Consider the following 25,376-nt stretch of genomic DNA (forward strand, 5'->3'; position numbering starts at 1 on the left):
TTAAATGCCGGAGTCTTGTCATGTCTCATGTCGCTGAATCAGCGCAGTCTTCGCAATCGTCCGCCTCCGCTTCGAATTCCTCCTCGCCTGTCTCGCTCCCGTGGGTCACCCGTCTCGTGTCGATGGACACGGTCAGCCGCAATCCGAATCTCGGCCTGATCGAAACCGTGCGCGACGAATTGCGTGCCGTCGGTATTCAGGCCACGCTCACGCACGACGAAAGCGGCAAATGGGCCAACCTGTTCGCGACGATTCCCGCACACGACGGTGAAACGAACGGCGGCGTGGTGCTGTCGGGCCACACCGACGTCGTACCCGTGGACGGCCAGCAATGGGACAGCGATCCGTTCAAGCCGGAAATTCGCGGCGACAAGCTGTACGGCCGCGGCACCTGCGACATGAAAGGCTTCATCGGCGCGGCGCTGACACTCGTGCCGGAGATGCAGCGCACCAAACTCGCCAAGCCGATTCACTTTGCCCTGTCGTTCGACGAGGAAGTGGGCTGCGCGGGCGCGCCGCTCCTGATTGCCGACCTGATGAAGCGCGGCGTGAAGCCGGACGGCTGCATCGTCGGCGAGCCGACCAGCATGCGGCCGATCGTGGCGCACAAAGGCATCAATGCTTACCAGTGCTGTGTGCGCGGTCAGGCGGCGCATTCGTCGCTTACGCCGAAGGGTTTGAACGCGATCGAATACGCCGCGCGGCTGATCTGCTACATCCGCGACATGGCCGACCAGTTCCGCGAGCAGGGCCCGTTCGACGAACTGTACGACGTGCCCTTCACCACCGCGCAAACCAGCACGATCGTGGGCGGCAATGCGATCAATACCGTGCCGGCCGAATGCAAGTTCCAGTTCGAATTCCGCAACCTGCCCACGCTCGATCCCGAACCGATCTTCGCGCGCATCGATCAATACGCACGCGAAACGCTGCTGCCGAAAATGTTGCGCGAGCATCCATCGGCGGCGATCGAGATTACGAAGATCGCCGCGGCGCCCGGACTCGATTCGTCTGAACAAGCCGCCATCACGCAACTGGTGCGCGCGCTGACCGCCGATCAGGACAGGCGCAAGGTCGCCTACGGCACGGAAGCCGGCCTCTTCTCGCTGGCGGGCATTCCGAGCATCGTATGCGGCCCAGGCGACATTCAGCAGGCGCACAAGCCCAACGAATTCGTCGCGCTGGATCAACTGGTGGCGTGCGAGCGTTTCCTGCACAAATTTATTCACAGCATGTCGGTCGACGCGCACGCGCACTGAAACTGACGCGCGTAGAAAGAGTCTTACCCATACCGACCCAAGCACGCCCCACGCCATGTCCACCGCCACGCCGCAACACACCGACCATACGATCGACGGCGAGCCGATCCCCACGCTCGACGACATCGCCGCACAGCACTTTGCGTTGACGCCGTGGGTGACGCGAACGCCGGTGTTCGACAGGGCGGACTTTCCGTCGCTGGAAGGCACGGTGGTGAACTTCAAGTTCGAGCTGTTGCAGGCGGGCGGCAGCTTCAAGGCGCGCGGCGCGTTCACCAATCTGCTCGCACTGGACGAAGCGCAACGCAGCGCGGGCGTCACTTGCGTGTCGGGCGGCAATCATGCGGTGGCGGTCGCGTATGCGGCCATGCGCCTCGGCATCAGCGCGAAGGTCGTGCTGTTTCACGCGGCCAATCCGGCGCGCGTAGCGCTGTGCCGGCAATACCGCGCGGAGATCGTGTTCGCGCAAGACATTGCCGAAGCATTCGAACTGGTGCGCCGTATCGAGGCTGAAGAAGGCCGCTATTTCGTGCATCCGTTCAACGGCTATCGCACGGTGCTGGGTTCGGCCACGCTCGGCTACGAGTGGGCCACGCAAACGCCGGATCTCGAAGCGGTGATCGTGCCGATCGGCGGCGGCGGCCTCGCGGCGGGTGTGGCGACCGCCATGCGGCTCGCGAATCCGAACGTGCATGTATATGGCGTGGAACCCGAAGGCGCGGATGTCATGGGCAAGAGTTTCGCCGCCAATCACACGGTCAAGATGCGCCAGATGCACGGCATTGCCGACTCGCTCATGTCGCCGCATACCGAGGAATACAGCTACGAATTGTGCCGCCGTCATATCGATCAGCTGGTCACGGTTTCCGACGACCAGTTGCGCGCGGCCATGCTGACCTTGTTCGGACAACTGAAGCTTGCGGTCGAGCCGGCCTGCGCCGCGGCTACCGCCGGCTTGCTCGGCCCGCTGCGCGAACAGTTGCAAGGCAAACGCGTGGGCGTTCTGCTATGCGGCACCAATACCGACCCGGTCACATTTGCCACGCATATAGACCAGGCGCGACATAGCGAGTCACTGTTTCCTCAATAAAAAACAATCCTCGCATTCCCCGGCAAAAGACTAGCCTATCATTCTCAGGTTGGTATCATTCGAATATCGACTTCTGGGAGGAACCTCTATGAGCATGGTCAAGGAATTCAAGGAATTTGCCCTCAAGGGCAACGTGATGGATCTCGCGGTCGGTGTGATTATCGGCGGCGCCTTCTCCACCATCGTCAATTCAATTGTTAAAGACTTGATCATGCCGGTTGTCGGGCTTGCCACCGGCGGCCTCGATTTCTCCAATAAGTTCGTTCGCCTCGGTGCAATTCCACCTAGCTTCAAGGGCAGTCCCGAGTCGTATAAAGACTTGCAAACGGCGGGTGTTGCCGTGTTCGGTTATGGCTCGTTCATCACCGTGCTGATCAACTTCCTGATTCTCGCGTTCATCATTTTCCTGATGGTCAAGTTCATCAACAATCTGCGCAAGCCGGCTGAAGCCGCGCCGGCAGAACCGCCGCCGACACCGGAAGACGTGCTGCTGCTGCGTGAAATCCGCGATTCGTTGAAGAGCTCACCGCGTTGAGCATGCCGGCGTCTCAGCCGGAGCCAGCCACAAGCCGCAAGCAAAAGGCCTGTTGCGATTCCCTCGCAACAGGCATTTTTCCTTACCGAGCGCCGATGACCGATGCCGGCGGCACGCGCTCAAGCGTCCTTCTGCTCCTTCTGACTGACCGCGCCTTCGATCATCGTTTCGAGCTGGCCGAAGTTGACAGGCTTGGTCAGGTGCGAAGTGAAGCCGGCGCTCAGGCAGCGACGCACGTCTTCGTCGGTGCCGAAACCGGTCAACGCGACCGCGGGCGCGTCCGAGTGCTCGCGGAACGCCTTGATGAAGTCGAGGCCGGTACCGTCGGGCAAACCGACATCGCTGACGATCAGATCGAAGGTCTGCGATTGAGTCGCGGCCAACGCGTCGTCGACCCGGCCCACGGTCGTGACCTCATGGCCAAGGCTGCGAATCAGTTGCTCCATGACCTCGGCGGTGTCCAAATGGTCTTCGATCAGCAGGATGTTCAGCAGACCGGCCGAATGCACTTCGTCCGGCACCACGACCGGTGACGTCACCTCAGGCGCCGCAGCGGTCGGCAAGGTGATCGTGAAGGTCGCGCCGCAGTGCGCGCCGGGGCTCTGCGCGGTCACCGTGCCGCCGTGCACGTCGGTCAATGCTTTCGTGATCGCGAGTCCGAGGCCGAGGCCGCCGAACTGCCGCGTCATGTTCTGATTGCCCTGCTCGAACGCGTTGAAGAGCTTGCCGATCTGGTCCGGCTCGATGCCGATCCCCGTATCTTCGACCGATATCTGCACGTGCATGCGTTCGTCGCGGGTGCGCACATAAATATGGCCGCCGTCCGGCGTGAATTTGGCGGCATTGCGAATCAGGTTCCACAGCATCTGCTGCAGCCGCGCGCGATCGGCCAGCACGTAATGGTGCTGGGCGTCCTTATGGACGTGCACGTCCTGCTGCTTGACCTGAATCTCGCTGCGAAACAGTTCGAGCACGCTGTCTATCACCTCGTGCACGTCGACGGTTTCGAGCGACAGCCGCAACTTGCCGTTCGCCACGCGCGTGAGATCGAGCAGGTCGTCGATCAGCCGCGCTTCGAGTTCGACGTTACGGCGGATCATGCGCACGCTCGCGCGCGCCTGATCGGGCAGATCCGGGATCATCTCCAGCACGCTGGCGCCGGCCAGCACTGGCGTGAGCGGCGTGCGCAATTCGTGCGACAGCATGGCGAGAAAGCGGTCCTTGGCGCGATTGGCTTCTTCGGCGGTCTGGCGGGCGGCCTGCTCCGACGCCAGCAGCCGTTCGCGCTCCTCGTTCGCCTCGCGCTGCGAATGAATGTCCGTGCAACTGCCGAACCATTTGCTGACGTTGCCTTCGGCGTCGCGCATCGCCACCACGCGGACGTCGAACCAGCGGTATTCGCCGTCGTGCCGGCGAATCCGCAACTCGTGCCGGTAGTCGCCGACCTTGTCCGACACCGCCTTCAGCCAGCTACGGCGAACCTCTTCGCGGTCGTCCGGGTGCACGGCGTCGAGCCAGGCGAGACCGTACGAACAGCTTTCAGCGAGGCCCGTATAGTCGTACCACTGCTTCGACAGAAAATCGCAGTCGCCCGTGGCGTTGCAAGTCATGACGAGGTGCGGCAAGGCCTCCGACAAGGTGCGGTAATGCTGCTCGCGATCGCGCAGCAACAAGGCTTCGTCCGACGCGCGCTGCAGGCGCACTTGCGAGAGCACACGTTCGACGGCTTCAGGAAGGTAATCGAGGTAATCGCCGGATTTCGGCACCACGTCGGACACGCCTGCGCGCAGCGCTTCAATCACACGCGATTCGTCGGTGAAACCGGTCACGAGGATGGCGGGAATTCGCACGCCTTCCGTGCGCAAACGGCGAAAGAAGTCCAGGCCGGTCTCGGGGCCGCTCAGTTGATAGTCGAGCACCAGCAAGTCGGGACCGCCGCCCGCAAGCCGCTCACGGGCCGCTTCGACGCCGGCGCAGATCGCGACCCGGCAGCCCGCGCGCTCGAGCGACTTGCGCGCGAGCCGCAGGATGCCTTCGTCGTCATCGACGACCAGCACGTACGCGGCAGGCGGCGTGGACACTTCTTCGGTCATGCGGAGTCTTCTCTGGCTAGGGTCTTCAAGTGGTCTATCTTGTCACGAGCGGCTTTCGGCCGGCTTCATGCGAACCTTCCATTACGGCGCCGCGAGACGATGCCCCGAGGGCAGCTTGACCACCTGCAGGAAAAACCCGAGGCGCCGCACGGCTTCGATGAACGCATCGTACTCGACCGGCTTGGTGATGTAGACATTGCAGCCGAGTTCGTAGCAGCGCGCGATTTCGCGCGGGTCGTCGGTCGTGGTCAGGACGATCACCGGCACCGCGGCGGTTTGCGGCGACTCTTTCAGACGCCGCAAGACTTCGAAGCCGTCCACCCGCGGCATTTTCAGATCGAGCAGCACGACGAAATTCATCAAATCTTCGCGCGCGGGTACAGCGCTGTCAGCGGGATCGGCCGAGGAACTCGCGGCGGCGTCCGCCGGGGACGGCGTTGGACCGAAAAAATAATCGAGTGCCTGCTGGCCGTCGCGAAAGCGCACGAAACCGTTCGAAATGCCGGCACGGCGCAGATTGCGCTCGACGAGCGTGGCGTGGCCGTCGTCGTCTTCGATCAGTACGATGCTGACCGTTTCCCCGTGACTCATATGCTCTCCGTGCTGAACGATTGGTTGATGCCTGCCACTTGTGAAGATCCGCGCCGCTGCCGCGTCTACCCGCTCTTATTCAGAGACGCGCGGGCTGTTCCGGCAACACCACAAAAAACGTCGACCCCGCGCCTTCCGCCGACTCGACCCACACGCGGCCCCCATGCCGCTCCACCGTGCGACGCACCACCGCGAGGCCAATGCCGTCGCCACTAGCGACGTCGCCGTGCAGGCGCTGAAATGCCCGGAACACTTTCGACATATACGCGGCCGGAATGCCGAGGCCATTGTCGCGCACATAATACGTGCGCATGCGCACCGCGCGCGGTTCGCCCGCCTCGCTCGGCTCGACCGGTTCGGGTTCCAGCGCGCCGACTTCGATACGCCCGTTGCGCGCCGGGTCGAGATAATTCAACGCATTGCCGATCAGGTTGCTGAAAATCTGCTCGATCGCGCCCGGGTCGCCCCATGCCGGTGGCAAGTCGCGCACGGTCACCACGGCCGCATGCTGCCCGATCGCGCCCTGCAGCGCGTCGACCACTCGTCCCACCACGCGCCCGACGCTCACACGTTGCCACTGGTACTCGAGCCGGCCGGCGCGCGAGATGCGCAGCAGCGCGTCGATGATCGCGGCGGCCCGCGTCACTGCCGCGCGCAAATATTGCAAGGACTCGCGCACCTCGCCGTCGAGAATATGCGCCATGCGCCGATGCTCGGCCTCCGGCAATTTTGCCGCCGCGACGACGCTGTCCAGCTCGTCGCACGAGACCTGCAACTCCTTCGAGAAACCTTGCAGATTCACCAACGGCGAGCGCAGATCGTGCGACACGCTGTAGATGAACATTTCATTATCTTGCGTCTCCTGACGCAGTTCCTCGTTGACGCCCGCCAATTCCTGCGCGCGCGCTTCGAGCCGCGTTTTCAGCATGGCCTGCTCGGCGTCGGCCTCACGCAGGCGTGCGCCCGTCTGATGCAGCACGGTGTCGAGCGCGGCAATCTCGTCTTTACCCGACAGCGGCGGCGCGAGCGTGCGTCCGCTGCCCAAACGCTCGGCGTTATCGGTCAACACTTCCAGCCGCCGGCCGATGCTGCGCGCAAAAACCACCGCGGTGGCCGCCCAGATCAACATCGAGCCCAGTACTGCGCCGATCAGCGCGTACTGCTGGCGGTCGCGCCGGCGCGCGAGCGCGGCCGAGCGCTCGGCGTCGAGCCGCGACGCCTCGTCGCCGAACGCCGCGAGCTCGTCACGAAACACCGCGATCTGCTGCGGCAACGCGCCGGTCTCCAGCGCGGCAAACGAATTTGGGCGATGCCCCGCATGCAGCGCCTGTGAGATCGCGACAGTCTGCGCGCGATACGCGTCGATCGCCCGCTGCATCTTGTGCACACGCTCGACCTGCTGCAGCGTGCCGGCGACCAGCACCTCGAGATTCGACAGCCGGTCGCCCAGATCGACCCACACCGTATGGCGGTCGATCAGCGACGCATCACCGATGACCATAGCCGTGCGAACCCGCGCCGCCTGACGCAGCAACGGATCGACGATGGCCGACGACTGATAGAGGATCTGCTTGCTGTTGGTGACCCACTGCGCGGCCTGCGCTGTCTGCTCCTGGGTATCGAAGACGACGCCGAGAAGCGCCAGCTCGACCACGCTCGGCACTGCAATCAGCAGCAGACCCTTGGTGAATAGTTTCATGTTCGCCCGAAGGGTCGCAAAGAGTCACTCAAGCGGTCACTCAAGCCGCGGCGGTCGCGTGACCGGCCACGCCGCGCCGCCCTGGCGGGACTTTGCGGTGCCGGATCGGCGAGCTCGGCGCAGTGCAGCCGGACGGGCCATTATCGACGTGAATTCGAGATATTTCAACGTAGCGGCAGGATGCGCTCGTCCACACAAAAATGACTTTTTTATTGGTATGAGATGATTTTTCAGCGCCTCGTGCGTCTATGATGGAGACAGATGTGCTGGGAAGCGAAAGCGCGCGGCGAGGCGGTTCGGCATGATTCGTGCGGGAGGCGGTGGGGCGGCGTAATCGTCGAATCACCGTGAATCCGGCCTTGTCGTATGCTATAAAAGATCGACGTGCGGCGCGCGAAGCCGGGAGTGGTCGCATGAGGACGCTGCGTTTCTTGCAATTCTTTTTCAGGCGAATTTTTATGTCCTTCCCGAAAAAGCGTAGACGCGCGAAGGTGGACGGCGATGAGTCGTTCCTCGCGGTACTACGGCATTTCAAGCCGTTCGGTCAGCTCGACACCAAGATTGCGCGCGCTCGCGCGCAAGACGAGCCTGTCCTTTATGCACATGTGCTGCCAGGGCTCGATGTGCTTCTGTGCAGTGTGCGTGGCGCGCAACCGCCCTATCCTGCACCCGCGGAGTTGCGACGTCGCTGTATCGAATCGATTACCAATGCGCTGGAGCAACCGCTCGACGGCCTCGAGAACGGCGGCTACTGGTATGAGGCGGACGGTTTCGGCTTTCTGGTGTTCGCCAGCCGCGCTCGCGGCAAGATCCTGACGGAATTCGGCGCGACTCGCATTGGCGGCGCCCGTCGTGGGGTGCGTCGGCAGGATGCTGCCGGAGACGCCGCGCCGCGCTCGCTCAGGTAGACCTTTAGCTTTACGGTAGACCTTCACACTCGCAACACCGTCTGTTGGCAAAGCTCGTCAGGCGGCGTTGCGTCATCACCCTTCCTTGATTCGGCGCGTGTCATCTCAGGTGATGTGTTTGCGCTCGCCTTGCCTCATTTCGCCTTCTCATTTCATCGTGATGTCATCGATGTGGTCGCCACCGGGGGGCACGCTGATGAGCCACAAAAGAATCAAGGACAGGCCGCCGCCGAAGCTCCAGTTCAGCCAGTCCGCAGGCAGGATGAAAGGCATCATCAACTCCCCTTGTATTCAGCCGCGCTGGCGGGCGACATCACCGCCGGCTTTTTCCTGTCCGTCGCAGCCGGCGACGAAGCGCCGCCAGAAGACTTGTTCACTGGCGCGCCATCCAGAGAAATGGCGGACTTGGGTTGCTGCTTCGTGCCCGGCGGCGGCGCAGTCGGCGCCTGCCGGACCTGGGCCAGCAACTGCGTGCACGGCAACGGCTTGTTGTTGCTCGGCGCGAGCAGCGGAATCAGCGCCGCGAACGGATTGATCAAACCGAGGCCGACCGCCGCGCCCCCGCGCAACGCCAGCGCGGCCGCGTTCACGCCCACGTGCGGATCCTTGAAGGTGCCTTTCACGTAGAGCGGCGAGCGCAGCGAGAACACCCTGAAACCCTTGGTATGCGGATGCACGCCGAGATCCATCGATTCGTCACGCATGTTCACGTTGCCGTCGATATCGATCACGGCGTCGTCCGTATCGAGCGCGAAGACGCGTGACTCGAGCACGCCGTTGGTCGCGACAAAATCGGCGGCCGCGCAGTTGATCTTCACGTCGCGATTGCCGAACAGCTTTTCATACACCACGTTCGCCACGTTCAGCCCGGCCGCTTCCATTAGCAGGCGGCTCACCGTGCCGTCCGTCACCAGCGCCTTGACCTCGCCGTTCGATGATGCCGCGAGCGCCGCCGGCGAATTGCCCGTCGCGGTGAGCGCGGCGTCGCCGTTGATTTCACCGAGCGCGTTCTGCATCGTCTTGAAGTTCGGGAACAACTGCTTGAGCTTCAGATGCCGCGCCGACGTCGCGAAGCGTCCTTTGAGCGGTGTCGCGCTGCCGTCCAGATGAATATCCGAAGCGAGCGTGCCGCCGGCCACGCCGAACTTCAACGGTTCCAGCGAGAGCACGCCATCGGTCATCACGACGTGCGTGTACAGATCCGTGATGGGCAGATTCACGTCCTTGACGATGCGCCGGCCAGTGAATTTCACGTCGGCGTCGATCGCCTTCCAGCGGTCGGTGCGGAACTCCTCGACCGGCAACGCTTTGCTGGACGGCTGCGCCGTCGCATCACCGCGCTTGGCTTTGCTCGCGTTCGAATCCGCGCCGATCACCGGCGCCAGATCGGAGAACTGCAGCAGACGCGAAACCAGTTCGCCCTGCAACAGCGGACGCGGTTCACGCGCCGTGTACGTCAGCGAGCCGTTGATATCGCTGCCGCCGACCCGGCCTGTAAAATTTTCATACTTGAAGACGTTGCCGGTGGACTTGAACTGGCCGACGAGCCGCCCCTCGGTCGCATACGGCGGCGTGTCGGGCAAGGTCACGCCGGTCAGCGAATAGAGACGCGCCATGCTGTTGCCTTGCAGCCAGAGGCGCAGATCGACCGCCGCGAGATGCGCGGGATCGGTGATCGTGCCGACGAGGCCGACATGCAGATCGCCCGCCTTCACATCGGCCTGCACCGGGAACGGCCGGTTCGCGTCCTGCAACGCCAGCACGCCGCCGACCTTACCGCTGCCCGACACCGGCGTCTTGTTGTAAGTCCCTTTGACGGTCCAGCCGATGGCGTACGGCGGAATCTCCTGCTTCGCGCCGCCCTGAGCTTGTGCCCCGCTCGCGCCCGAAGCCGATGCTGGCGCGGACGCCACGACTGCCCCGCTCGCGCCGGCGGCGACGGCCTCGCTGGCGCCCTTCGAGCCGCCCGCGACCAGCCCGCCCGAAGCGCCCGTGGCCGCCGTCGTACCGGACGCGGTGATATCCGTCGACGACGCGCCGGAGGCTGCCGCCGCGGACGCCGCCGCGGCTTCCGACGCCGCCTGCGCATTCGCCTGCTGCGTCAGTTTGTTCGCACCCGACTTGCCGATTGTCTGCGCCGAGGAACTGCGCGATGCCGCTTCCTGCTGCTTCATCGCTTCGCCGATCGGAATCGGCTGGCCGAGCGTGTCGATCGCCATCTGAAAATCGACCTTCTTCTGTTGATCGGACAGCGCGATATTGCCCTTGGCAAAGGCGATATCGTGCAGATCGAGCTTCCATTCGGAAGGCCCGCTGGATGACGCAAGTTTGAAGGTCCAGTTGTTGCGGCCGTCGAGCACGCGCTCGAGGTCGACCGAAGGATTCACGAGGTTGATCGTGGGAATCACGATATCGTGCGCGAGCAGCGGCAGCACCTTGACCTGGAAGTCGATCTCGTCGAGCGTGGCGAACTGCGGCTGCTTGGTCCAGTCCGGATTGCCCACCGTGATATTGGCCGCCGAGAAACGCGGCCAGGGCACCCAGCCTCGCCAGCCGGTCTCGCCGACCGGATGCCGCCAGCCGACCTTCAGATCGCCGTTGATGGCGAACGGCCTGCCGATGGCTTGCGTGACCTTGTCGTTGATATAGGGTCTTGCCCGGTTCCAGTCGAAGGTCATGATGAAAATGGCCAGCGCGACAATCAGCATGACGATGATCGCCAGCAGCCATGCGATGATTTTCCCGATCCGCCTTCCGATCGTGCTCGACACTGCCATTGAGAAGCTCCGCTATTTTTTTCTACGTTGAGCACCGTGCAGCACGTTGCGTGCCCGGTCCGTGGCCGGCAAGCGCTATGCCTTTGCCGCTTTATCATGTTGCACACGCAGGTCGCAGCGAGCTTCGACCTTACGCATCCCCCATTACAAATTCACTCATGACCGATGTTCCCTTCGTCCTCGCCGACGGCATTGTCCGGCGCGATGCCGTGCGCGGCCAGACGCTACTGCAGCCGACCACTTTCGCGTTGCACGCGGGCGACCGCGTCGCCATCACCGGGCCATCCGGCTCGGGCAAGAGCGTGTTCCTGCGCGCCCTTGCGCTGCTCGATCCGCTCGATGCGGGACGCATCATGTGGCATGGCGCGCCGGTGGAGCGCACCGCTATTCCGCGCTACCGGCGCAACGTCGCGTATATCCGGCAGCGGCCCGCGCTGCTCGACGGCAGCGTCGAAGACAATCTGCGCTATCCGTTCGAGTTGCGCACGTACCACGACGTGCGTTTCGATCGCGCGCGCGCGGCGAGCCTCGCCGCTCAGGCCGGCCGCGACGACGACTTTCTCGACAAGCGCGCGAGCGAGTTGTCCGGCGGCGAGGCGCAGATCGCCGCGCTGATTCGCGTGCTGCAACTCGCGCCCGAGGTTCTGTTGCTCGACGAACCCACCGCGTCGCTCGACCCGGAGTCGTCGCATGCGATCGAAGGTCTGGTGCACGCATGGTTCGACGCCAATCCCGGGCGTCATGCGTCGATCTGGGTGTCCCACGATCCGGCGCAAGCCACGCGCATGAGCGCGCGGCATCTGACCATGCGCGCCGGCGTGCTCGACGAAACCGCGCAGCGCGAGCTACCGCCCGCGCATCAGGGTCACCAGGAGTTCGGCCAATGACATTGCAAAACCTGAGTCTGTGGGATGTCGCGATCGCGGCGCTACTGATCGTCGTGAACGGTGCCGTGTCGGTGGCGCTCAAGCTCGATCTCGAGCGCAAGCTGGCGTGGGCCGCCGTGCGCACCGTCGTACAGTTGCTGGCGATCGGCTACGTGCTCGGCTGGGTGTTCCGTTACGACCGCTGGTACGTGGTGCTGCCGCTGATGATTGTGATGACGCTGATCGCCGGCTTCGCGGGCGCGCAGCGCGGCAACCGCACCTATCGCGGGCAACGCGCGGACAGTGTGCTGTCGATCTGGTTCAGTTCGTGGCTGGTGGCCGCGGTCGGGCTGTTCGTCGTGATCCGCATTCACCCGTGGTACGAGCCGCAGTATGCGATTCCGATTCTCGGCATGATCCTCGGCAATACGCTGACCGGCGTGTCGCTCGGCATCGAACGGATGACCGAGGAATTGACCGCTCGGCGCGACCGCGTCGACATGGCGCTCGCGCTAGGCGCGACACGCTGGGAAGCGGCGCAGGCGCCGGCGCGCCAAGCCGTGCGCGCGGGCATGATGCCGACGCTCAATCAGATGGCCGTGGTCGGCGTAGTGAGCCTGCCCGGCATGATGACCGGCCAGGTGCTGGCCGGGCAGTCGCCGTTGCAGGCGGTGCGCTATCAGATCGTGATCATGTTCCTGATCGCCGCGTCGTCGGCCCTGGGGACGGTGGGCGCGGTGCTGCTCACGTACCGGCGGCTCTTTTCGGCGGAGCACCGCTTTCTGTCGGCGCGGCTGGTCGAGCGGGCCGCGGCGCGGCGCTGAGCCGCGCTCCGACCCGCCGCTGTGCCCTCAATCACACGCCTGACTCAACGCTTCGCGCTGATCGCGACTTCCGTGCCGTCGCTGAGCGTGAGCGTTTTCGTGCTGCCATTGACCGGCATCGTGAATCGCACGATCTGACTGACGGTCACGTCGTTCGGACACTTGAGCGTTTTGCCGCCGCTCGTCACGGTTTTCACGCCCTTCGGCGTCTGCGCCTGGAAGCTCAATTGCACGGTCGCCGTGCCGTCGCCGCCGACGACCGGCGCGAACCGGATCTGCGTCTGCCTGATCATCGCGCCGTTGGTGTCGATCGGCAGCGACGCGTAGTTCGGGCACGCATCCGTCGCGGGAACCGGACCACCCGGCGGCACGGTCTTCCACGTGAAGTCGTCCGATTCGCCGGAGCGGATCGTGCGCGTTTCCTGCGAATTACCGAACTGTTTCGACGTGACGCGCACCGTGTAGCGGATCGGGCCGTCGAGGGCGGATTGGGACGTGACCGTGATCGGCGTGGCGGCGTGAGCCGCCGGCACGAGCATGCCGGGCGCGAGCGCGCATGCGAGAGAAGCAACAACTGAAACGGCGGAGAGTCGGAAGCTCATACTGTCACCTCGTTGTTGTGCCGCTGCGCGCCCGCTTCAGCGCTACTGCTCACGCACCGCCCGACTGGACGACGCCGGGCTGCGAGACACGCAACTGTTTTAGCATGATGCCCTGCCAGTCTAACGCCAAGCGACGCTGCGCGCGCTGCCCGCGAATCGGGTGTTAACCCGCTTGCGGCGACGCGTTTTCTGCGCGTGTGGCGGCTCAGGCGCACACACGCGCCCGCCGCGCCGCACTGCTGCAATTCGACACGCCGCGTCGCCCGATCGCACCGTTTGTTGCGCATCAAATGAACATGGCCGGCGCGCATTGCTGCGACGCCGGCCATGTTCGTTCAGGCCCGGTTCAGGCGAATTGCGGCTTACGCCTCGAATCCCGTCAGCACCAGTTTGCCGATCGCGCGCCCTTCTTCGAGCATCTGATGCGCGCGGCGCAGATTCGCGGCGTTGATGGCGCCGAGGTTCTGACCGACGGTCGTGCACAGCGTGCCCGCGTCGACGAGACGCGCTACTTCGGTCAACAGCTTGTGCTGCTCGATCATGTCCGGCGTGCCGAACATCGAGCGCGTGAACATGAACTCCCAATGAAAGGCGGCGCTCTTCGCTTTCAACAATTCGACCGGCACCGGCTTGCTGTTTTCCACGATCGTGCAGATGCTGCCTTGCGGCTTGATCACCTCGGCCGCGGCCGGGAAGTTCTTGTCGGTGTCGTTGAACATCAGCACGTAATCGACCTGGTCGATGCCGAGCTTTTTCAATTGCGCGGGCATGTCGCCAAAGTGATCGACGATGTGATCCGCGCCCAGTTCCGTGGCCCATTTGGCCGACTCGGGCCGCGACGCGGTCGCGATCACCTTCAGCTTCGCGAGTTGCTTCGCGAGTTGAATGCCGATCGAGCCGACCCCGCCCGCGCCGCCGATGATCAGCACGGTGCGGCCCTCGTCCGCGCCTTGCGGCGACACGCCGAGACGGTCGAACAGGGCCTCCCAGGCGGTGATCGCGGTCAGCGGCAACGCGGCAGCGTGGCTGAAATCGAGCGACGCCGGCTTGCGCCCGACGATCCGCTCATCGACCAGATGGAACTCGCTGTTGGCGCCCGGCCGTGTGATGCTGCCCGCATAGAACACCGGATCGCCGACCTTGAACAGCGTGACGTCCGGTCCGACGGCGACTACCGTGCCGGCGGCGTCCCAGCCGAGGACGCGCGGCGTCTTTTCGACCGTGTCTTTCGGCGCGCGCACTTTGGTGTCGACCGGATTGACGGAAATCGCCTCGACCTTGACCAGCAGGTCACGACCGGTGGCTTCCGGTTTCGGGATTTCGACATCGACCAAGGCTTCGGCTTGATCGATCGGCAAATAGCGATAGAGACCGACGGCTTTCATACATGCTCCTGTTGGTTCAGACGAGGTTTGAAGGATCGCGGTTTATGCGGGCGGCCTGTGGTGCCGTTTGCGCGTCATCGATCCCATTGGCGTCATCCTAAGGCGGTTCTTATTCTCTTAAAACCGTCATAATGGCTAAAACATCTTTTTGAATTCCAGAAGAATGAACCTTCCGGCTACATCCATACGTACCTCGCCCGGAGAACGGGAGCGCCTCGATCTGCTCGACGTCGCCCTGTTCGTGCGCGCCGCGCTGCTGGCCAACGTGTCGGCGGCCGGGCGCGAATTCGGGCTGTCGGCGGCGGTGGCCAGCTCCCGCATCGCGCAGCTGGAAAAGCTGCTCGGCGCGCGGCTGTTGCATCGAACCACCCGCCGCATCAGCCTCACGCAAGACGGTGAAGTCTTCATGACGCGCGCCGAAGCCCTGCTCGACGCGGCCGCCGCCGCACGCGCCTCGGTGGGCCGGGCGCAGGCCGAGCCGCAGGGCCGCTTGCGGGTCTCGATGCCGTCGTCGTTCGGGCGGCAGCATGTGTCGCCGGTGATCAGCGAATTTCTGCGCCGCTATCCCGGCGTGAGCGTCGATTTGCGGCTCACCGATAAATTGGTCGATCTCGTCGATGCGGGTATCGACGTGGCGATCCGCGTCGGCGTGCTGAAGGATTCGTCGCTGGTGGCGCGGCGCCTCGCGGTGAATCGGCGGGTGCTGTGCGCGGCGCCCGCTTATCTTGCCGGGCGCGGCACGCCGCATCATCCTTCGGACCTCGCGGAGCACGAGTGCATGATTCTGTCGGACCAGCGCGACTGGGCCTTCGTGACGCCCGCCGGAGCGCTCGAGGTGCGCGTGAGCGGGCGCCTCGTCACCGACAACGGCGAAGTGATCCGCGACGCCCTCCTGGCCGGTTTCGGCATCGCGCTGAAATCGACCTGGGACGTCGCGCCTTATTTGCGCAGCGGCGAACTGGTCAGCGTGCTGGACAGCTATCCGCTCGCCGAGAACGTGGCAATCTGGGCGGTGTATCCGAGCCGTTCGTTCGTGCCGCCAAAGACGCTCGCCTTGATCGAATTCCTGGCGGCGCACTTCGGCGACCCACCTTACTGGGACAGAGAGCCGGGCTGAGACAGATGCGCCGGCGATGGTGCACAAATCGATACGTCGTGAGTCAATGCTTGCCGCCGGCGCCTTTGCCGTCGGAGTTGACGTCGGTGTGCGCGTCGTTCTGCGTTTTTTGCTGATACTCGTCGCCGCCGCGGCGGTCGGTATCTTTCAGCCCGCGTTCGAGATCGCGATGCGCCTGCTTGCCGATATGGCGCGGACCGTCCTCGTGCTGCGATTCGGGATCCTGATCGGCTTCATGCGGCAGCGGCGCCGCAGCTTCCTGCATCGATTTGGGTTGTTTCCTGGAATGCGGGTCTGCCTGCTTGTCGCCGTCGGACGATTGCGGTGAGGTCTTCATGGTCTTGCTCCTTGTCGTTCTGAATCGGGTCCGTCGAAGCGCTTACTCTGCGTCATCCAGACGCTTCTTCATGGCTGCGGTGATGCGCTGACGCGTCTTCGTATAGTCCGCCCACGGGTCGCTTTTGAGGTCGGCGAGGCGCTCATGCAAATTCTCGATGGTCCATTGATCGCCGCCCGTGGTGCTGGCGACTTCATCCCACGAAAGCGGCACCGATACGCCCAGGCCCGGCCGCGCTCGCGCCGAGAATGCGGCGACCGTGCTGGAGCCGCGGTTGTTGCGCAAATAGTCCACGAAGATTTTCTGCTTGCGGTTCTGCGCGCCCATCTTCGCGCTGAAGTACTTGGGCAGCGTCGCCGCCATGTGCTGCGCGACGGCTTGCGAGAAGTCCTTCACTTCGTCCCAGCCGGCCTGTTTCGCGAGCGGCACGACCACGTGGAAGCCCTTGCCGCCGCTCGTCTTGCAGAACGACTTGAGGCCGAGTTCTTCGAGTAGCGAACGCGTCAGTTGCGCGGCTTCGATTCATGCGCTCCCAACCAGCGACGCGTCGGGATCGAGGTCGAACACCACGCGGTCCGGCTTTTCGATGTTCGACACGACGGCATTCCACGTGTGAAATTCGACGGTGCCCATTTGCGCCGCGCCGACCAGCGCCTTGAGCGTATCGACGGTGATCAGCGCCGGATGGCCCGGATCGAGACCAGGATGCTGCGTGACATTCGGAATCGACAGCTTCTGGCTGTGCTTCTGGAAAAACAGCTCGCCGCCGATGTCCTCGGGCGCACGCACCAGCGACACCGGGCGATCTTGCAGATGCGGCAGCATCCAGTCGGCGACCGATTCGTAGTACTGCACGAGATCGATCTTGCGCGCGCCGCTGCTTTTGTCGATGACGCGATCGGGATGCGAGATGCGGACGCCTGCGACCTCGGCGGGAGCGGACGCGGCGCTTGATTTTGTGGCTTTGCCTTCGGTTGCGTTGGCTTTGGTGGCGGAGGTTTTCGTTGCAACGGTTTTCGCAGCACTCGCCTTCGCGCTGCCTGTCTCCACGCCGCGGCTCCTCATGCTAACGTCTTTCGCGCCCGCCGTTTTCGCCTCGGCCTTCGAGTTCGCCGCACCGGTTTTCCCCGCGCCGGATACGGCCTCAGTACTGACGGAAGTTTTCCGCGCCACACGTTTCTTCGGCGCTTCGTCGGACCCAGAATCGGTTTGCTGTTGCACGTCGGCTCCTTGGCGAGGTGTTTCCTTGACGATCTGGCGTGCCGGCTTGTCGTTGCGCAGACTCACGAACGACGCTTGACGCACGATGCCCTCGCTCGTCCATTCCGCGAAATTGCATTCGGCGACGAGCACCGGTTCGACCCAATGCACCGGCGTGCGACTACGCTCGCGCGGCGCGGCGGCAAACGGCATGCGCTGGGTCTCGTGCGCGTCGAGTTCTTTCTTGACCGAGCGCAGCAACGCCGCATCGAAGCCGGTGCCGACGCGGCCCGCATACTGCAATTTGCCTTTGCCGTCGTAGACGCCGAGCAGCAGCGCGCCGAACGCCGCGCGGCTGCCGGACGGTTCCGAATAGCCGCCGATCACGAACTCCTGGCGTCGGCGGCATTTCAGCTTGATCCACGTCGACGAACGGCCCGATAGATAGCCACTGTCGCGCCGTTTGCCGATGATGCCTTCCAGCGCCATATCGCACGCGCTCCTCAACAGGTCTTCCGCGCTGAAGTCGAAATTGTTCGAGAAGCGCAGGACGCTGTCGTCGACCTCTTCCATCAAGGCGCGCAGAATCGCGCGGCGCTGTTCGAGCGGCACGCCGCGCAAGTCGTAGCCGTTCAGGAACGGTATGTCGAACAGGTAGACGATGATGTCTTGCGGACGGTTCGCATCGAAGGCGTTTTGCAGCCCCTGAAAATTCGGCACGCCGTTCTGGTCCAGCACCACCGCTTCGCCATCGAGCCATGCGCTTTCGATGCCGAGTTGTTCGAACGCCTTGACCTGTTTGCTGAATTTCGCGGTCCAGTCGTTGCCCGCGCGAGTGAATACTTTAACTGAGCTTCCCTTGGTGTCCCGATCGATTCGGGCCAGCACTCGGTAGCCGTCGAACTTGATTTCGTACGACCATTCATCGCCGGGAGGCGCGGCGTCGACAAGCGTCGCCAGTTGCGGTTTGAAGGTCGCGGGCAAGCGGGCTTTCACCGCGCCCTCGATCGAGGGCGCGGCGGCTAGCTCGCGCAGCGACTGCGCGTTGCGCGTCGCTACGATGTCGGGTCGCTTGGGATCGGCGCGGCTCGATGAAGCGGCTTTCGCGCCGTTCTTGCCGGCTCGTTTTGCGGCTGGCGTCGTATCGGAAGCCCCAGCAGTCGCTTTTGCGGCTGCTGCGGCTTTGCCAGTTCCCTTGGTTGCCGCTGTCCGCGTCGTTTTCGTGCCTTTACCCGCCGAGGCGCTGCCGCTGAGCACGCTGCCCGGACGCTTCTTCAGAACGTCGTAGTCGCTCTCATCACGCGCTTCGTCGTCGCGTTCCTTGATCAGCAGCCACTGCTCCTTGTCGCCGCTGCCGCGCATATGGCTGCGCACCAGTGTCCAGCCGCCTTGCAGCTTCTCGCCATGCAGCCGGAACTTGAGCTTGCCGGCCGCATATGATCGCGCCGCTTCCGCGGTGCCGCCAATCGGTTCCCAGGTGCCGCGATCCCACACGATCACGCTGCCCGCTCCGTAGTTGCCGGCCGGGATTTCGCCTTCGAAAGAACCGTATTCGACCGGATGGTCTTCGACATGCACCGCAAGCCGTTTTACCGACGGATCGAGGCTCGGCCCTTTCGGCACCGCCCACGACAGGAGCGTGCCGTTCAGTTCGAGCCGGAAGTCGTAGTGTAAGCGCCGCGCGTCGTGCTCCTGAATCACGTAGGAGAGCGCTTCGTCGGCTGCCTGTCTTGTCGTTTTCCGGGCGCCTTGCTTGCGACTCGCACGCGCGCCCGATGGCTCCGGCGTTTCGTCGAAACGGCGCTTGCGGTTGTAGAGGTCGAGTCTGTCGTTCATGGCGATGACTTCGTCGTGAGTGGCTCAGCGCGACGTTGACGAATCAGGCTGCTGCCCGACGTTTGCGGGCGGCTGGCGTGGCTGCCGTCTTGGCAGCTGCACGGCCGCCGGTGCCGCTGCCGCGCGTGGTGGTCTTGCTTGCCGTGCGCGCCGTGCGCGGTTTCTTGCGGGCTGGAGCTTCTGTTTCGGCATCAGAGTCGTCCTCATCGCCGTCCTCGTCCGCGGCGCGCTTGCGGCCGCCCGCCGCCGGCTTGCTCTTGCCGCGTCCAAGGCTGCGCTTGAGCAAGTCGGACAGATCGAGAATGTCGGCGGATTGACGCGACTCGTGCGGCGCTTCGACTTCGGTGATTTCCTCGGTCTTGCCCGCGCGAATCTTGCGATCGACCAGCGCCATGATGTCGTCGCGGAAGGTATCGTGATACTGCGACGGATCCCACTTGTCGCTCATGTCGTCGATCAGCTTCTTCGCCATGTCGAGTTCGCGCGCGGACACGCCCGCGGCTTTGACACCGTCGGCCGGCAGCTTGAAGTCGTCGAAATCGCGCAACCTCCGCGGCCCAGCGCAGCGTGTTCAAGGCCAGCACCGGACCCACCGGAATCAGCGCCGCCAGATGCTGCTTGTTGTGCAACACGACGCTCGCCACGCCGATCTTGCCCGACGCCTTCATGGCTTCGCGCAGCAACGCGTAGACCTTTTCACCCTTGCGGTCGGGCGTGAGGAAATAAGGCGTGTCGAGATAGAGAAACGAGATGTCGGGGGCGTCGACGAACGCGAGAATATCGACCGTTTGCGTCGACTCGGGGTTCGCCGAGCGGATCTCGTCGTCCGAGAGCACGACGTACTTGTCCTTCTCGTACTCGAAGCCGCGCACGATGTTCTCGCGCGTGACATCCTTGCCGGTGCGCTTGTTGATCTGCTTGTAGCCGATCGGATCGATCGTGCGCTTATCCAGCAGATTGAAGCCGACTTTCTCCGACTGCGTCGCCGGATACAACTGCACCGGTACGTGGACGAGGCCGAAGCTGATTGCGCCCTTCCAGATCATGTGTGCCATCGTGCGCTCCCCTATGCCTAAGACCTGACGTCAAGCAGCAAGCGTGCCACCGCTTGTCAGCCATAGCCGGCGCGCGCCGCCATTTGACGCCCTCATGCACAGGCTGTAAGTCTTGCGTCAGGCCTGCAAAAGCTACGCCGTGCGCTACGTCGTTTGGGATCCCGCCGGTTCGAGTTCGAGCGGCACCGCGGCGAAGCCGCGAAACCGCACGCGCCCGCCGCGCGTGGGCTCGCCATCCAGGCGATAGGCCGGAAAGCGCTCGACGAAACGGCCGATCGCGATGCGCGCCTCGAGTCGCGCGAGCGACAACCCGGCGCACTGGTGGATGCCGAAACCGAATGCAAGGTGCCGGTTCGGATCGCGGCGAATGTCGAAGCGGTCCGGATCCGCGAACTGCTCGGGGTCGCGATTGGCCGCGCCGATGCACAGCGTGACCGGCGTGCCGCGCGCCACCGCGACACCGCCGATCTCGGTGTCGACGGTCGCCATGCGGTTGCCGAGCTGATTCGAACTCTCGAAACGCAGACACTCCTCCACCGCCGATCCGATCAGCGACGGCTCGCGCAGCAGCGCCTCGCGCTGCTCGGGCCATTGCGTCAGCGTGACGAGACCGTTGCCGATCAGATTGGTGGTCGTCTCATGACCGGCGTTCAGAATGAAAATGCAGTTTTGCAGCAACTCCGCTTCGGACAATTGCTCGCCGCCCTCTTCGCCCTGAATCAGACGCGTCAGCACGTCATGCTGCGGGTCACCCGGCTCGCGCCGGCGTCGCGCGACCAGACCGCGCAAATAGTCGACGAATTCGCTCACCGCGCGATTGCCGCGTTCGAGCTGCGCCTCGGTGAGCGACGGTTCGAGCGCGCCGAGAATCGCGAGCGACCAGTCACGCAGCGGCTCGCGTTCCGCGTGCGGCACATCCAGCAGATTACCGATGATCTCGACCGGAATCGCCGACGCGAACTCGCCGATCAGATCGATCCGGCCGCGTTCGGCGGCGGCATCGAGCAAGCCGTCGACGAGGCGCACCAGTCCCGGCTCCATGGCCGCGATGGCGCGCGCCGTCAGCGCCCCGGCGATCAGCTTGCGCACTCGCGTATGGCGCGGCGGGTCGTTGAAGACGAGACTCGTGGTGTGATGCGCGTAGAGCGGCGAGTCGCCGTACTTCGGCTTGAATTCGACGGTCTTGTCGGAGCTGAAGGTTTTCGGGTCGCGATAGACCGCCTGCACGTCGCGAAATCGCGTCAGAAACAGCGAACCGTCCGGCATGCGCTTGACCGGCTCGTGAGCGCGCAGCGCGTGGTAGACCGGATACGGATCGGCATAGAAAGCGGGATTGAGGTGGCGCAGATCGAAGTCGCGCGCGAGAGTGGATTCGTCGCTGGCGGTCGCCGGGGGCATGCGTTGTCTCCGTAGTGATGCGCCTCGTCATGGGTGCCGGTGTGAGTGCATAGCGACGTTGCGCACCGCGTGTGGTGGCGCGGCCGCCGGCCGGTGCACTTACTGGCTGCAAGGCGTTGTTTGTTCGAAGCGCCAGTATGGACCGCGCGCCGCAGGTTTGCACGGCGCGGCGTGCGGCGCGGCGTGCCCGGTGGATTGCAAGAGGTGCGGCGGGACGCAACGTCCCAAGCGGTTGCAACAGGTGCGGCTCAGCGCTCCATGCCGATCCGCAAGAGGCGTGGCCAACCGGCGAACCGTTACAATAGCGGGATTTTCCGCGCGCGCCGCGCGTCCGTCCTTTTCCGCGTTACTGCGTCGTCGTCCATGAACCTCGTCATTCAAAGCTCCGCGCCCCTTTCCGCCGATCATCACAAAGCGCTCGTCGCGCTCGCGCGCGGTTCGCACGCCAGCGTCATCGACGCGAACGCGATTCGCATCGCCGATGCAAATGTCGCCCAGCGCGCCGACCTCGACGTGTATTGCGGCACTCATCAACTGGACTACGCGTTTGTCGAAGCCGGCCGTCAGTTGCGCGACTTCGGGCTGGTCGCGATGGACATGGATTCGACGCTGATCACGATCGAATGTATCGACGAGATCGCCGACTTCTGCGGGCTGAAAGCGGAAGTGGCCGCGATCACCGAGGCCTCGATGCGCGGCGAAATCAAGGACTTCAACGAAAGCCTGACGCGTCGCGTGGCGCTGCTCGAAGGCCTCGACGCAAGCGCGCTTGAACGTGTATACGAAGAGCGACTGCAACTCTCACCGGGCGCCGAGCAGATGCTGGCTGGTGCGAAGGCCGCTGGGTTGAAAACGCTGCTCGTGTCGGGCGGATTCAACTTCTTCACCGAGAAGCTGAAGGCACGTCTCGGCCTGGATTTCACGCGCGCGAATACGCTTGAAATCGTGGACGGCAAGCTGACCGGCAAGGTGATCGGTGAGATCGTCAATGCCGATGTCAAAGCACGCACACTGCGCGAAACATGCGCGCAATTGGGCATTGAACCGAGCCGGGCAATCGCCATGGGCGATGGCTCGAACGATCTGAAGATGATGGCCGAGGCCGGGCTCTCCGTTGCGTTCCGTGCGAAGCCGGTAGTGCGCGAAGCGGCAAGCGTGGCGTTCAACCATGTCGGGCTGGACGGGCTGCTGCGCCTGTTCTGACATTGGTTCGATGCGCTGGCAGATGCAATGACGGCCAGCGCTGGCAGTGGCTCTATTTTTTCAGAATGTCCGTTGTGAGTACCACGATCATGCTGATCGCATCAAGGCTCACGATGATCGTGGTCCACATCAAAAAGCGTGGGTAGATTTCCTCTGAGACTAGCCACAACGAGAATTTTTTCATGATTGCCTCCTTGAGAGGACCAGTATAAATGCTGCACTATCTGAAAAATCCAAATGAGCAGCACATGTAGGAATGCAAAGAAAGCTGCGGCAGCGAGCGTGAAGAAAATTGACAGGGCTATTTCCGTTGGCGAAACAAGCGCAAGCGTAAAGATCGGGCCGATGATCGGCACGCCGAGATTCAGCAACATCCAGAAGAAAAAATTCATCGAAGCTCACCATGGTGCGGCAACCGTTAGCCGGGATGCACGCCATCGTAGCGTCGAGATTTCACGCTGAACATTCAGCCGAATGGTTAGGCTTACTGGCTACCTTGACACACACTGTTGACAAGAAAAAAGCCCACCGGGAACACGTCCCGATGGGCCTGCTTGTCCTACGGAAAAACGTCGCTCGGACGTTTAACCCAGTGCCGCCAGAGACTGCTCCATATCCGCACGCAAGTCCGCCTCGGCTTCGAGCCCGATATAGAACCGCACCAACGTCCCGCGATGCGGCCACTGCCCCGCCGTGCGCATCGACGCGACGTTGTACGGCATCACGAGGCTGTGCGCCCCGCCCCAGCTCCAGCCGAGCGAGAACAGTTCGAGCGACTCGCAGAACGTGTCGATTTGCGCCGGGCTGTAGCGGCCGTCGAACACGACCGAAAAGAGCCCGCCCGCGCCCGTGAAGTCGCGTTTGTAAAACTCATGGCCCGGACAATCGGATAGCGCCGGGTGCAACACCGCTGAAAATTTCCGGCCGCGTCTTCAGCCATTTCGCCAAGCCGAGCGCCGCGCGATCATGCTGCTCGAAGCGCAATTGCATGGTTGGCAGGCTGCGCAGAATCAGCGAGCAGTCATCCGATGAGACGCCGATGCCCATGCGCATGCGCGCCGCCTTCAGCTTCAGATGCAGCTCGCGATCGACGGTGATGGTCGCGCCCATCAGCACGTCGCCGCCGCCCGATTGATACTTGGTGAGCGCCTGCACCGAGATATCGACGCCATGATCGAACGGCCGGAAACCCAGCCCCGCCGACCACGTGTTGTCGATCGCCGTGACGACGTTGCGCGCGCGCGCCGCCGCGGTGATGGCGGGCACGTCGGCGACTTCCATCGTCACCGAGCCGGGTGCTTCGAGCCAGATCAGGCGCGTGTTCGGCTGGATCAGATCGGCGATGCCCGCGCCGATCATCGGATCGTAGTAGCGCACGGTGATGCCGAAATCGCGCGCCAGCCAGTCGCCGTGATCGCGGTTCGGCGAGTAGACGTTATCGGGAATCAGCACGTCGTCGCCGGCTTTGACGAGGCCGAAATACACGTTCGAAATCGACGACAGCCCCGACGGCTGCAGCAACGCGTGGTTGCCACCTTCGATGGTGGCAAGGCGTTGCGCCAGCGCGAGCGAAGTCGGCGTGGCATGCAGGCCGTAGCGCCATTGCGCGTCGTTTTTCCAGTCGAGCGCGCGCATGGTCGCGAGATCGGGGAACACGACCGTCGATGCCCGCGTGACCGGCATCGAGAACGACTCGAAGCCCGGCGTGAGCTGGTCCTCGGCACGCACGATGCGGGTTTGCAGACCGCGTTGGAGTTTGGATTGGGTCATGGTGAGTTTCGTTGAGAAGCAGACGGAAACGGAGGCACGCGGTTTCAGGGCGCGCGCCGCACACGCAAGAGTAGACGAGCCGGCGGGATTTCGCTTGAGAGACAACGCGCGAGTTGTCGGGCGCCGCGCGGCTGCGGGTTCACTCGCCGGTTTGCAAGTTGCTGACGCCGCCCACGGCGTGGCCGCCGGTAGCGGCGGCGCTTGAAGCCGGCACCGTGGCAGCGCCCGCGGAAGGCTGCGGCGCAGCCTTGTTCGCGGCGCTCGCCGGCGCGCCGGCAGGCGGCACCGCCTGCCCCGCTGCCAGCGGTTTCAGGTCGAACGGCTGCGGGTCGGAATCGTCGACGTTCATGCGGTCGCCCGCCACCGAGCCGTCCGCCGCGAACTTGCCGACCCAGTTGCCAGTGATATGCGTGCCGTCGTTCGATTCCTCGACTTCGAGCGTGTCGCCGTCGCGGTCGCCCGCGATCAGGATCACGGCGCCGGTATCCGTGAACTGATACTCGCCGTGTACGCCGGATGGGTCGTCGCTTTTCGGGCCGAGCTTCAGCACGATCTGGCGCGAGCCCAGCATGCCGGCGTAGCGCGGGAACTTCGCGAATTCAGGGCTCGGCTTGAGCGGCAACTGGATCGGCGGGGGCGCCGCCAACTCCTTCACCGCGTCGCTTTCCGCCCATGCCTGCGCGGGCAGCATCGCCGCTGCGCCGGCACACAGCAATGCGGCGACGCTCGTCACTACCCAACCGCGCCGGCGCACCGCACCCTTCATCGCTTTCAATTCCCGCATCCCTTCCTTCCTCATTGCTCGATACCGCTTGCTACTGACATGCCGCG

19 protein-coding genes and 3 pseudogenes are annotated in these 25,376 nt (G+C 63.9%); 8 read left to right on the top strand and 14 right to left on the bottom strand.

The features are described 5' to 3' along the window. Window positions 1–20 precede the first annotated feature (20 nt). The 3 genes from argE (at window position 21) to mscL (ending at window position 2,884) form a co-directional block, all read left to right on the top strand. The gene (gene argE / locus B0G74_RS10505) at window positions 21–1,259 is read left to right on the top strand and encodes an acetylornithine deacetylase (RefSeq protein ID WP_132374737.1); all 1,239 of its coding nucleotides are present in this window, start codon (window positions 21–23) and stop codon (window positions 1,257–1,259) included. Between the two features lie 55 nt (window positions 1,260–1,314). After that, a complete protein-coding gene (locus B0G74_RS10510; RefSeq protein WP_132374738.1) occupies window positions 1,315–2,349 on the top strand; it encodes a threonine/serine dehydratase in 1,035 nt (344 codons plus the stop codon). An 88-nt stretch (window positions 2,350–2,437) separates the two neighbouring features. Continuing rightward, a complete protein-coding gene (gene mscL / locus B0G74_RS10515; protein ID WP_132374739.1) occupies window positions 2,438–2,884 on the top strand; it encodes a large conductance mechanosensitive channel protein MscL in 447 nt (148 codons plus the stop codon). Window positions 2,885–3,003: 119 nt separating this feature from the next. Here mscL and B0G74_RS10520 read toward each other — a convergent pair whose 3' ends face one another. The 3 genes from B0G74_RS10520 to B0G74_RS10530 all read right to left on the bottom strand — a co-directional run bounded on the left by B0G74_RS10520 (window position 3,004) and on the right by B0G74_RS10530 (window position 7,267). Then, window positions 3,004–4,977 (bottom strand): response regulator, encoded by a 1,974-nt coding sequence (locus B0G74_RS10520; RefSeq protein WP_132374740.1) that lies wholly within the window; start codon window positions 4,975–4,977, stop codon window positions 3,004–3,006. Window positions 4,978–5,058: 81 nt separating this feature from the next. Continuing rightward, the gene (locus B0G74_RS10525; protein WP_132374741.1) at window positions 5,059–5,568 is read right to left on the bottom strand and encodes a response regulator; all 510 of its coding nucleotides are present in this window, start codon (window positions 5,566–5,568) and stop codon (window positions 5,059–5,061) included. A 79-nt stretch (window positions 5,569–5,647) separates the two neighbouring features. Then, on the bottom strand, window positions 5,648–7,267 hold the full coding sequence (locus B0G74_RS10530) for an ATP-binding protein (protein ID WP_132374742.1): 1,620 nt from the start codon (window positions 7,265–7,267) through the stop codon (window positions 5,648–5,650). 413 nt (window positions 7,268–7,680) lie between these two features. On the opposite strand from B0G74_RS10530, the gene B0G74_RS10535 reads away from it, so the two are divergent. Then, complete coding sequence (locus B0G74_RS10535) at window positions 7,681–8,175, top strand: hypothetical protein (protein WP_091794435.1); 495 nt, start codon at window positions 7,681–7,683, stop codon at window positions 8,173–8,175. Window positions 8,176–8,322: 147 nt separating this feature from the next. On the opposite strand, the gene B0G74_RS47435 is transcribed toward B0G74_RS10535, so the two are convergent. Both B0G74_RS47435 and B0G74_RS10540 read right to left on the bottom strand, forming a co-directional pair. Further along, window positions 8,323–8,451 (bottom strand): hypothetical protein, encoded by a 129-nt coding sequence (locus B0G74_RS47435; RefSeq protein WP_279388571.1) that lies wholly within the window; start codon window positions 8,449–8,451, stop codon window positions 8,323–8,325. Next, window positions 8,451–10,952, bottom strand: a complete 2,502-nt coding sequence (locus tag B0G74_RS10540) for an AsmA family protein (RefSeq protein ID WP_132374743.1) — start codon at window positions 10,950–10,952, stop codon at window positions 8,451–8,453. The genes B0G74_RS47435 and B0G74_RS10540 overlap by 1 nt, the downstream gene beginning before the upstream one ends. Window positions 10,953–11,110: 158 nt before the next feature. On the opposite strand from B0G74_RS10540, the gene B0G74_RS10545 reads away from it, so the two are divergent. Continuing rightward, window positions 11,111–11,839, top strand: coding sequence for an ATP-binding cassette domain-containing protein (locus tag B0G74_RS10545; protein WP_132374744.1), 729 nt, complete (start codon window positions 11,111–11,113; stop codon window positions 11,837–11,839). Continuing rightward, complete coding sequence (gene fetB / locus B0G74_RS10550) at window positions 11,836–12,642, top strand: iron export ABC transporter permease subunit FetB (RefSeq protein ID WP_132374745.1); 807 nt, start codon at window positions 11,836–11,838, stop codon at window positions 12,640–12,642. The genes B0G74_RS10545 and fetB overlap by 4 nt, the downstream gene beginning before the upstream one ends. A gap of 44 nt (window positions 12,643–12,686) precedes the next feature. Here the strand turns inward: fetB and B0G74_RS10555 are convergent, their stop codons facing one another. Both B0G74_RS10555 and B0G74_RS10560 read right to left on the bottom strand, forming a co-directional pair. Continuing rightward, window positions 12,687–13,244 (bottom strand): DUF6013 family protein, encoded by a 558-nt coding sequence (locus B0G74_RS10555; RefSeq protein ID WP_132374746.1) that lies wholly within the window; start codon window positions 13,242–13,244, stop codon window positions 12,687–12,689. 362 nt (window positions 13,245–13,606) lie between these two features. Then, window positions 13,607–14,629, bottom strand: coding sequence for a zinc-binding alcohol dehydrogenase family protein (locus B0G74_RS10560; RefSeq protein ID WP_132374747.1), 1,023 nt, complete (start codon window positions 14,627–14,629; stop codon window positions 13,607–13,609). Window positions 14,630–14,792: 163 nt separating this feature from the next. Here B0G74_RS10560 and B0G74_RS10565 point away from each other — a divergent pair, with 163 nt between their 5' ends. Further along, on the top strand, window positions 14,793–15,746 hold the full coding sequence (locus B0G74_RS10565) for a LysR family transcriptional regulator (RefSeq protein ID WP_132374748.1): 954 nt from the start codon (window positions 14,793–14,795) through the stop codon (window positions 15,744–15,746). Window positions 15,747–15,789: 43 nt separating this feature from the next. On the opposite strand, the gene B0G74_RS10570 is transcribed toward B0G74_RS10565, so the two are convergent. The 4 genes and pseudogenes from B0G74_RS10570 to B0G74_RS10585 all read right to left on the bottom strand — a co-directional run bounded on the left by B0G74_RS10570 (window position 15,790) and on the right by B0G74_RS10585 (window position 21,572). Continuing rightward, window positions 15,790–16,083, bottom strand: a complete 294-nt coding sequence (locus tag B0G74_RS10570; protein ID WP_132374749.1) for a hypothetical protein — start codon at window positions 16,081–16,083, stop codon at window positions 15,790–15,792. Between the two features lie 42 nt (window positions 16,084–16,125). After that, a pseudogene (gene ligD / locus B0G74_RS10575) lies at window positions 16,126–19,119 on the bottom strand (non-homologous end-joining DNA ligase). A gap of 43 nt (window positions 19,120–19,162) precedes the next feature. Next, window positions 19,163–20,174, bottom strand: a pseudogene (locus B0G74_RS10580) (Ku protein). Between the two features lie 144 nt (window positions 20,175–20,318). Then, complete coding sequence (locus tag B0G74_RS10585) at window positions 20,319–21,572, bottom strand: cytochrome P450 (protein WP_132374750.1); 1,254 nt, start codon at window positions 21,570–21,572, stop codon at window positions 20,319–20,321. A gap of 363 nt (window positions 21,573–21,935) precedes the next feature. Between B0G74_RS10585 and serB the strand changes: the two genes are divergently transcribed. Continuing rightward, the gene (gene serB, locus B0G74_RS10590; protein ID WP_132374751.1) at window positions 21,936–22,775 is read left to right on the top strand and encodes a phosphoserine phosphatase SerB; all 840 of its coding nucleotides are present in this window, start codon (window positions 21,936–21,938) and stop codon (window positions 22,773–22,775) included. Window positions 22,776–22,876: 101 nt separating this feature from the next. Here serB and B0G74_RS10595 read toward each other — a convergent pair whose 3' ends face one another. The 3 genes and pseudogenes from B0G74_RS10595 to B0G74_RS10605 all read right to left on the bottom strand — a co-directional run bounded on the left by B0G74_RS10595 (window position 22,877) and on the right by B0G74_RS10605 (window position 25,329). Beyond that, window positions 22,877–23,167 (bottom strand): hypothetical protein, encoded by a 291-nt coding sequence (locus B0G74_RS10595; protein ID WP_132374752.1) that lies wholly within the window; start codon window positions 23,165–23,167, stop codon window positions 22,877–22,879. 192 nt (window positions 23,168–23,359) lie between these two features. Next, a pseudogene (locus B0G74_RS10600) lies at window positions 23,360–24,545 on the bottom strand (cystathionine beta-lyase). A 139-nt stretch (window positions 24,546–24,684) separates the two neighbouring features. Further along, window positions 24,685–25,329, bottom strand: a complete 645-nt coding sequence (locus tag B0G74_RS10605; RefSeq protein WP_132374753.1) for a hypothetical protein — start codon at window positions 25,327–25,329, stop codon at window positions 24,685–24,687. Window positions 25,330–25,376 lie beyond the last annotated feature (47 nt).

The sequence above is a fragment of the Paraburkholderia sp. BL9I2N2 genome (assembly GCF_004339745.1).
In the GTDB taxonomy this organism is placed as follows: Bacteria; Pseudomonadota; Gammaproteobacteria; order Burkholderiales; family Burkholderiaceae; genus Paraburkholderia.

Bases quoted from the DNA above. Each gene is read 5' to 3' on its own strand.
- B0G74_RS10560 (WP_132374747.1), bottom strand. From the start codon at position 14,629: ATGAAAGCCGTCGGTCTCTATCGCTATTTGCCGATCGATCAAGCCGAA.
- B0G74_RS10565 (WP_132374748.1), top strand. From the start codon at position 14,793: ATGAACCTTCCGGCTACATCCATACGTACCTCGCCCGGAGAACGGGAG.
- B0G74_RS10570 (WP_132374749.1), bottom strand. From the start codon at position 16,083: ATGAAGACCTCACCGCAATCGTCCGACGGCGACAAGCAGGCAGACCCG.
- B0G74_RS10595 (WP_132374752.1), bottom strand. From the start codon at position 23,167: ATGAATTTTTTCTTCTGGATGTTGCTGAATCTCGGCGTGCCGATCATC.
- B0G74_RS10525 (WP_132374741.1), bottom strand. From the start codon at position 5,568: ATGAGTCACGGGGAAACGGTCAGCATCGTACTGATCGAAGACGACGAC.
- B0G74_RS10535 (WP_091794435.1), top strand. From the start codon at position 7,681: ATGAGGACGCTGCGTTTCTTGCAATTCTTTTTCAGGCGAATTTTTATG.
- B0G74_RS10545 (WP_132374744.1), top strand. From the start codon at position 11,111: ATGACCGATGTTCCCTTCGTCCTCGCCGACGGCATTGTCCGGCGCGAT.
- fetB (WP_132374745.1), top strand. From the start codon at position 11,836: ATGACATTGCAAAACCTGAGTCTGTGGGATGTCGCGATCGCGGCGCTA.
- B0G74_RS47435 (WP_279388571.1), bottom strand. From the start codon at position 8,451: ATGATGCCTTTCATCCTGCCTGCGGACTGGCTGAACTGGAGCTTCGGC.
- B0G74_RS10540 (WP_132374743.1), bottom strand. From the start codon at position 10,952: ATGGCAGTGTCGAGCACGATCGGAAGGCGGATCGGGAAAATCATCGCA.
- B0G74_RS10520 (WP_132374740.1), bottom strand. From the start codon at position 4,977: ATGACCGAAGAAGTGTCCACGCCGCCTGCCGCGTACGTGCTGGTCGTC.
- serB (WP_132374751.1), top strand. From the start codon at position 21,936: ATGAACCTCGTCATTCAAAGCTCCGCGCCCCTTTCCGCCGATCATCAC.
- B0G74_RS10585 (WP_132374750.1), bottom strand. From the start codon at position 21,572: ATGCCCCCGGCGACCGCCAGCGACGAATCCACTCTCGCGCGCGACTTC.
- argE (WP_132374737.1), top strand. From the start codon at position 21: ATGTCTCATGTCGCTGAATCAGCGCAGTCTTCGCAATCGTCCGCCTCC.
- B0G74_RS10605 (WP_132374753.1), bottom strand. From the start codon at position 25,329: ATGCGGGAATTGAAAGCGATGAAGGGTGCGGTGCGCCGGCGCGGTTGG.
- B0G74_RS10555 (WP_132374746.1), bottom strand. From the start codon at position 13,244: ATGAGCTTCCGACTCTCCGCCGTTTCAGTTGTTGCTTCTCTCGCATGC.
- B0G74_RS10510 (WP_132374738.1), top strand. From the start codon at position 1,315: ATGTCCACCGCCACGCCGCAACACACCGACCATACGATCGACGGCGAG.
- B0G74_RS10530 (WP_132374742.1), bottom strand. From the start codon at position 7,267: ATGAAACTATTCACCAAGGGTCTGCTGCTGATTGCAGTGCCGAGCGTG.
- mscL (WP_132374739.1), top strand. From the start codon at position 2,438: ATGAGCATGGTCAAGGAATTCAAGGAATTTGCCCTCAAGGGCAACGTG.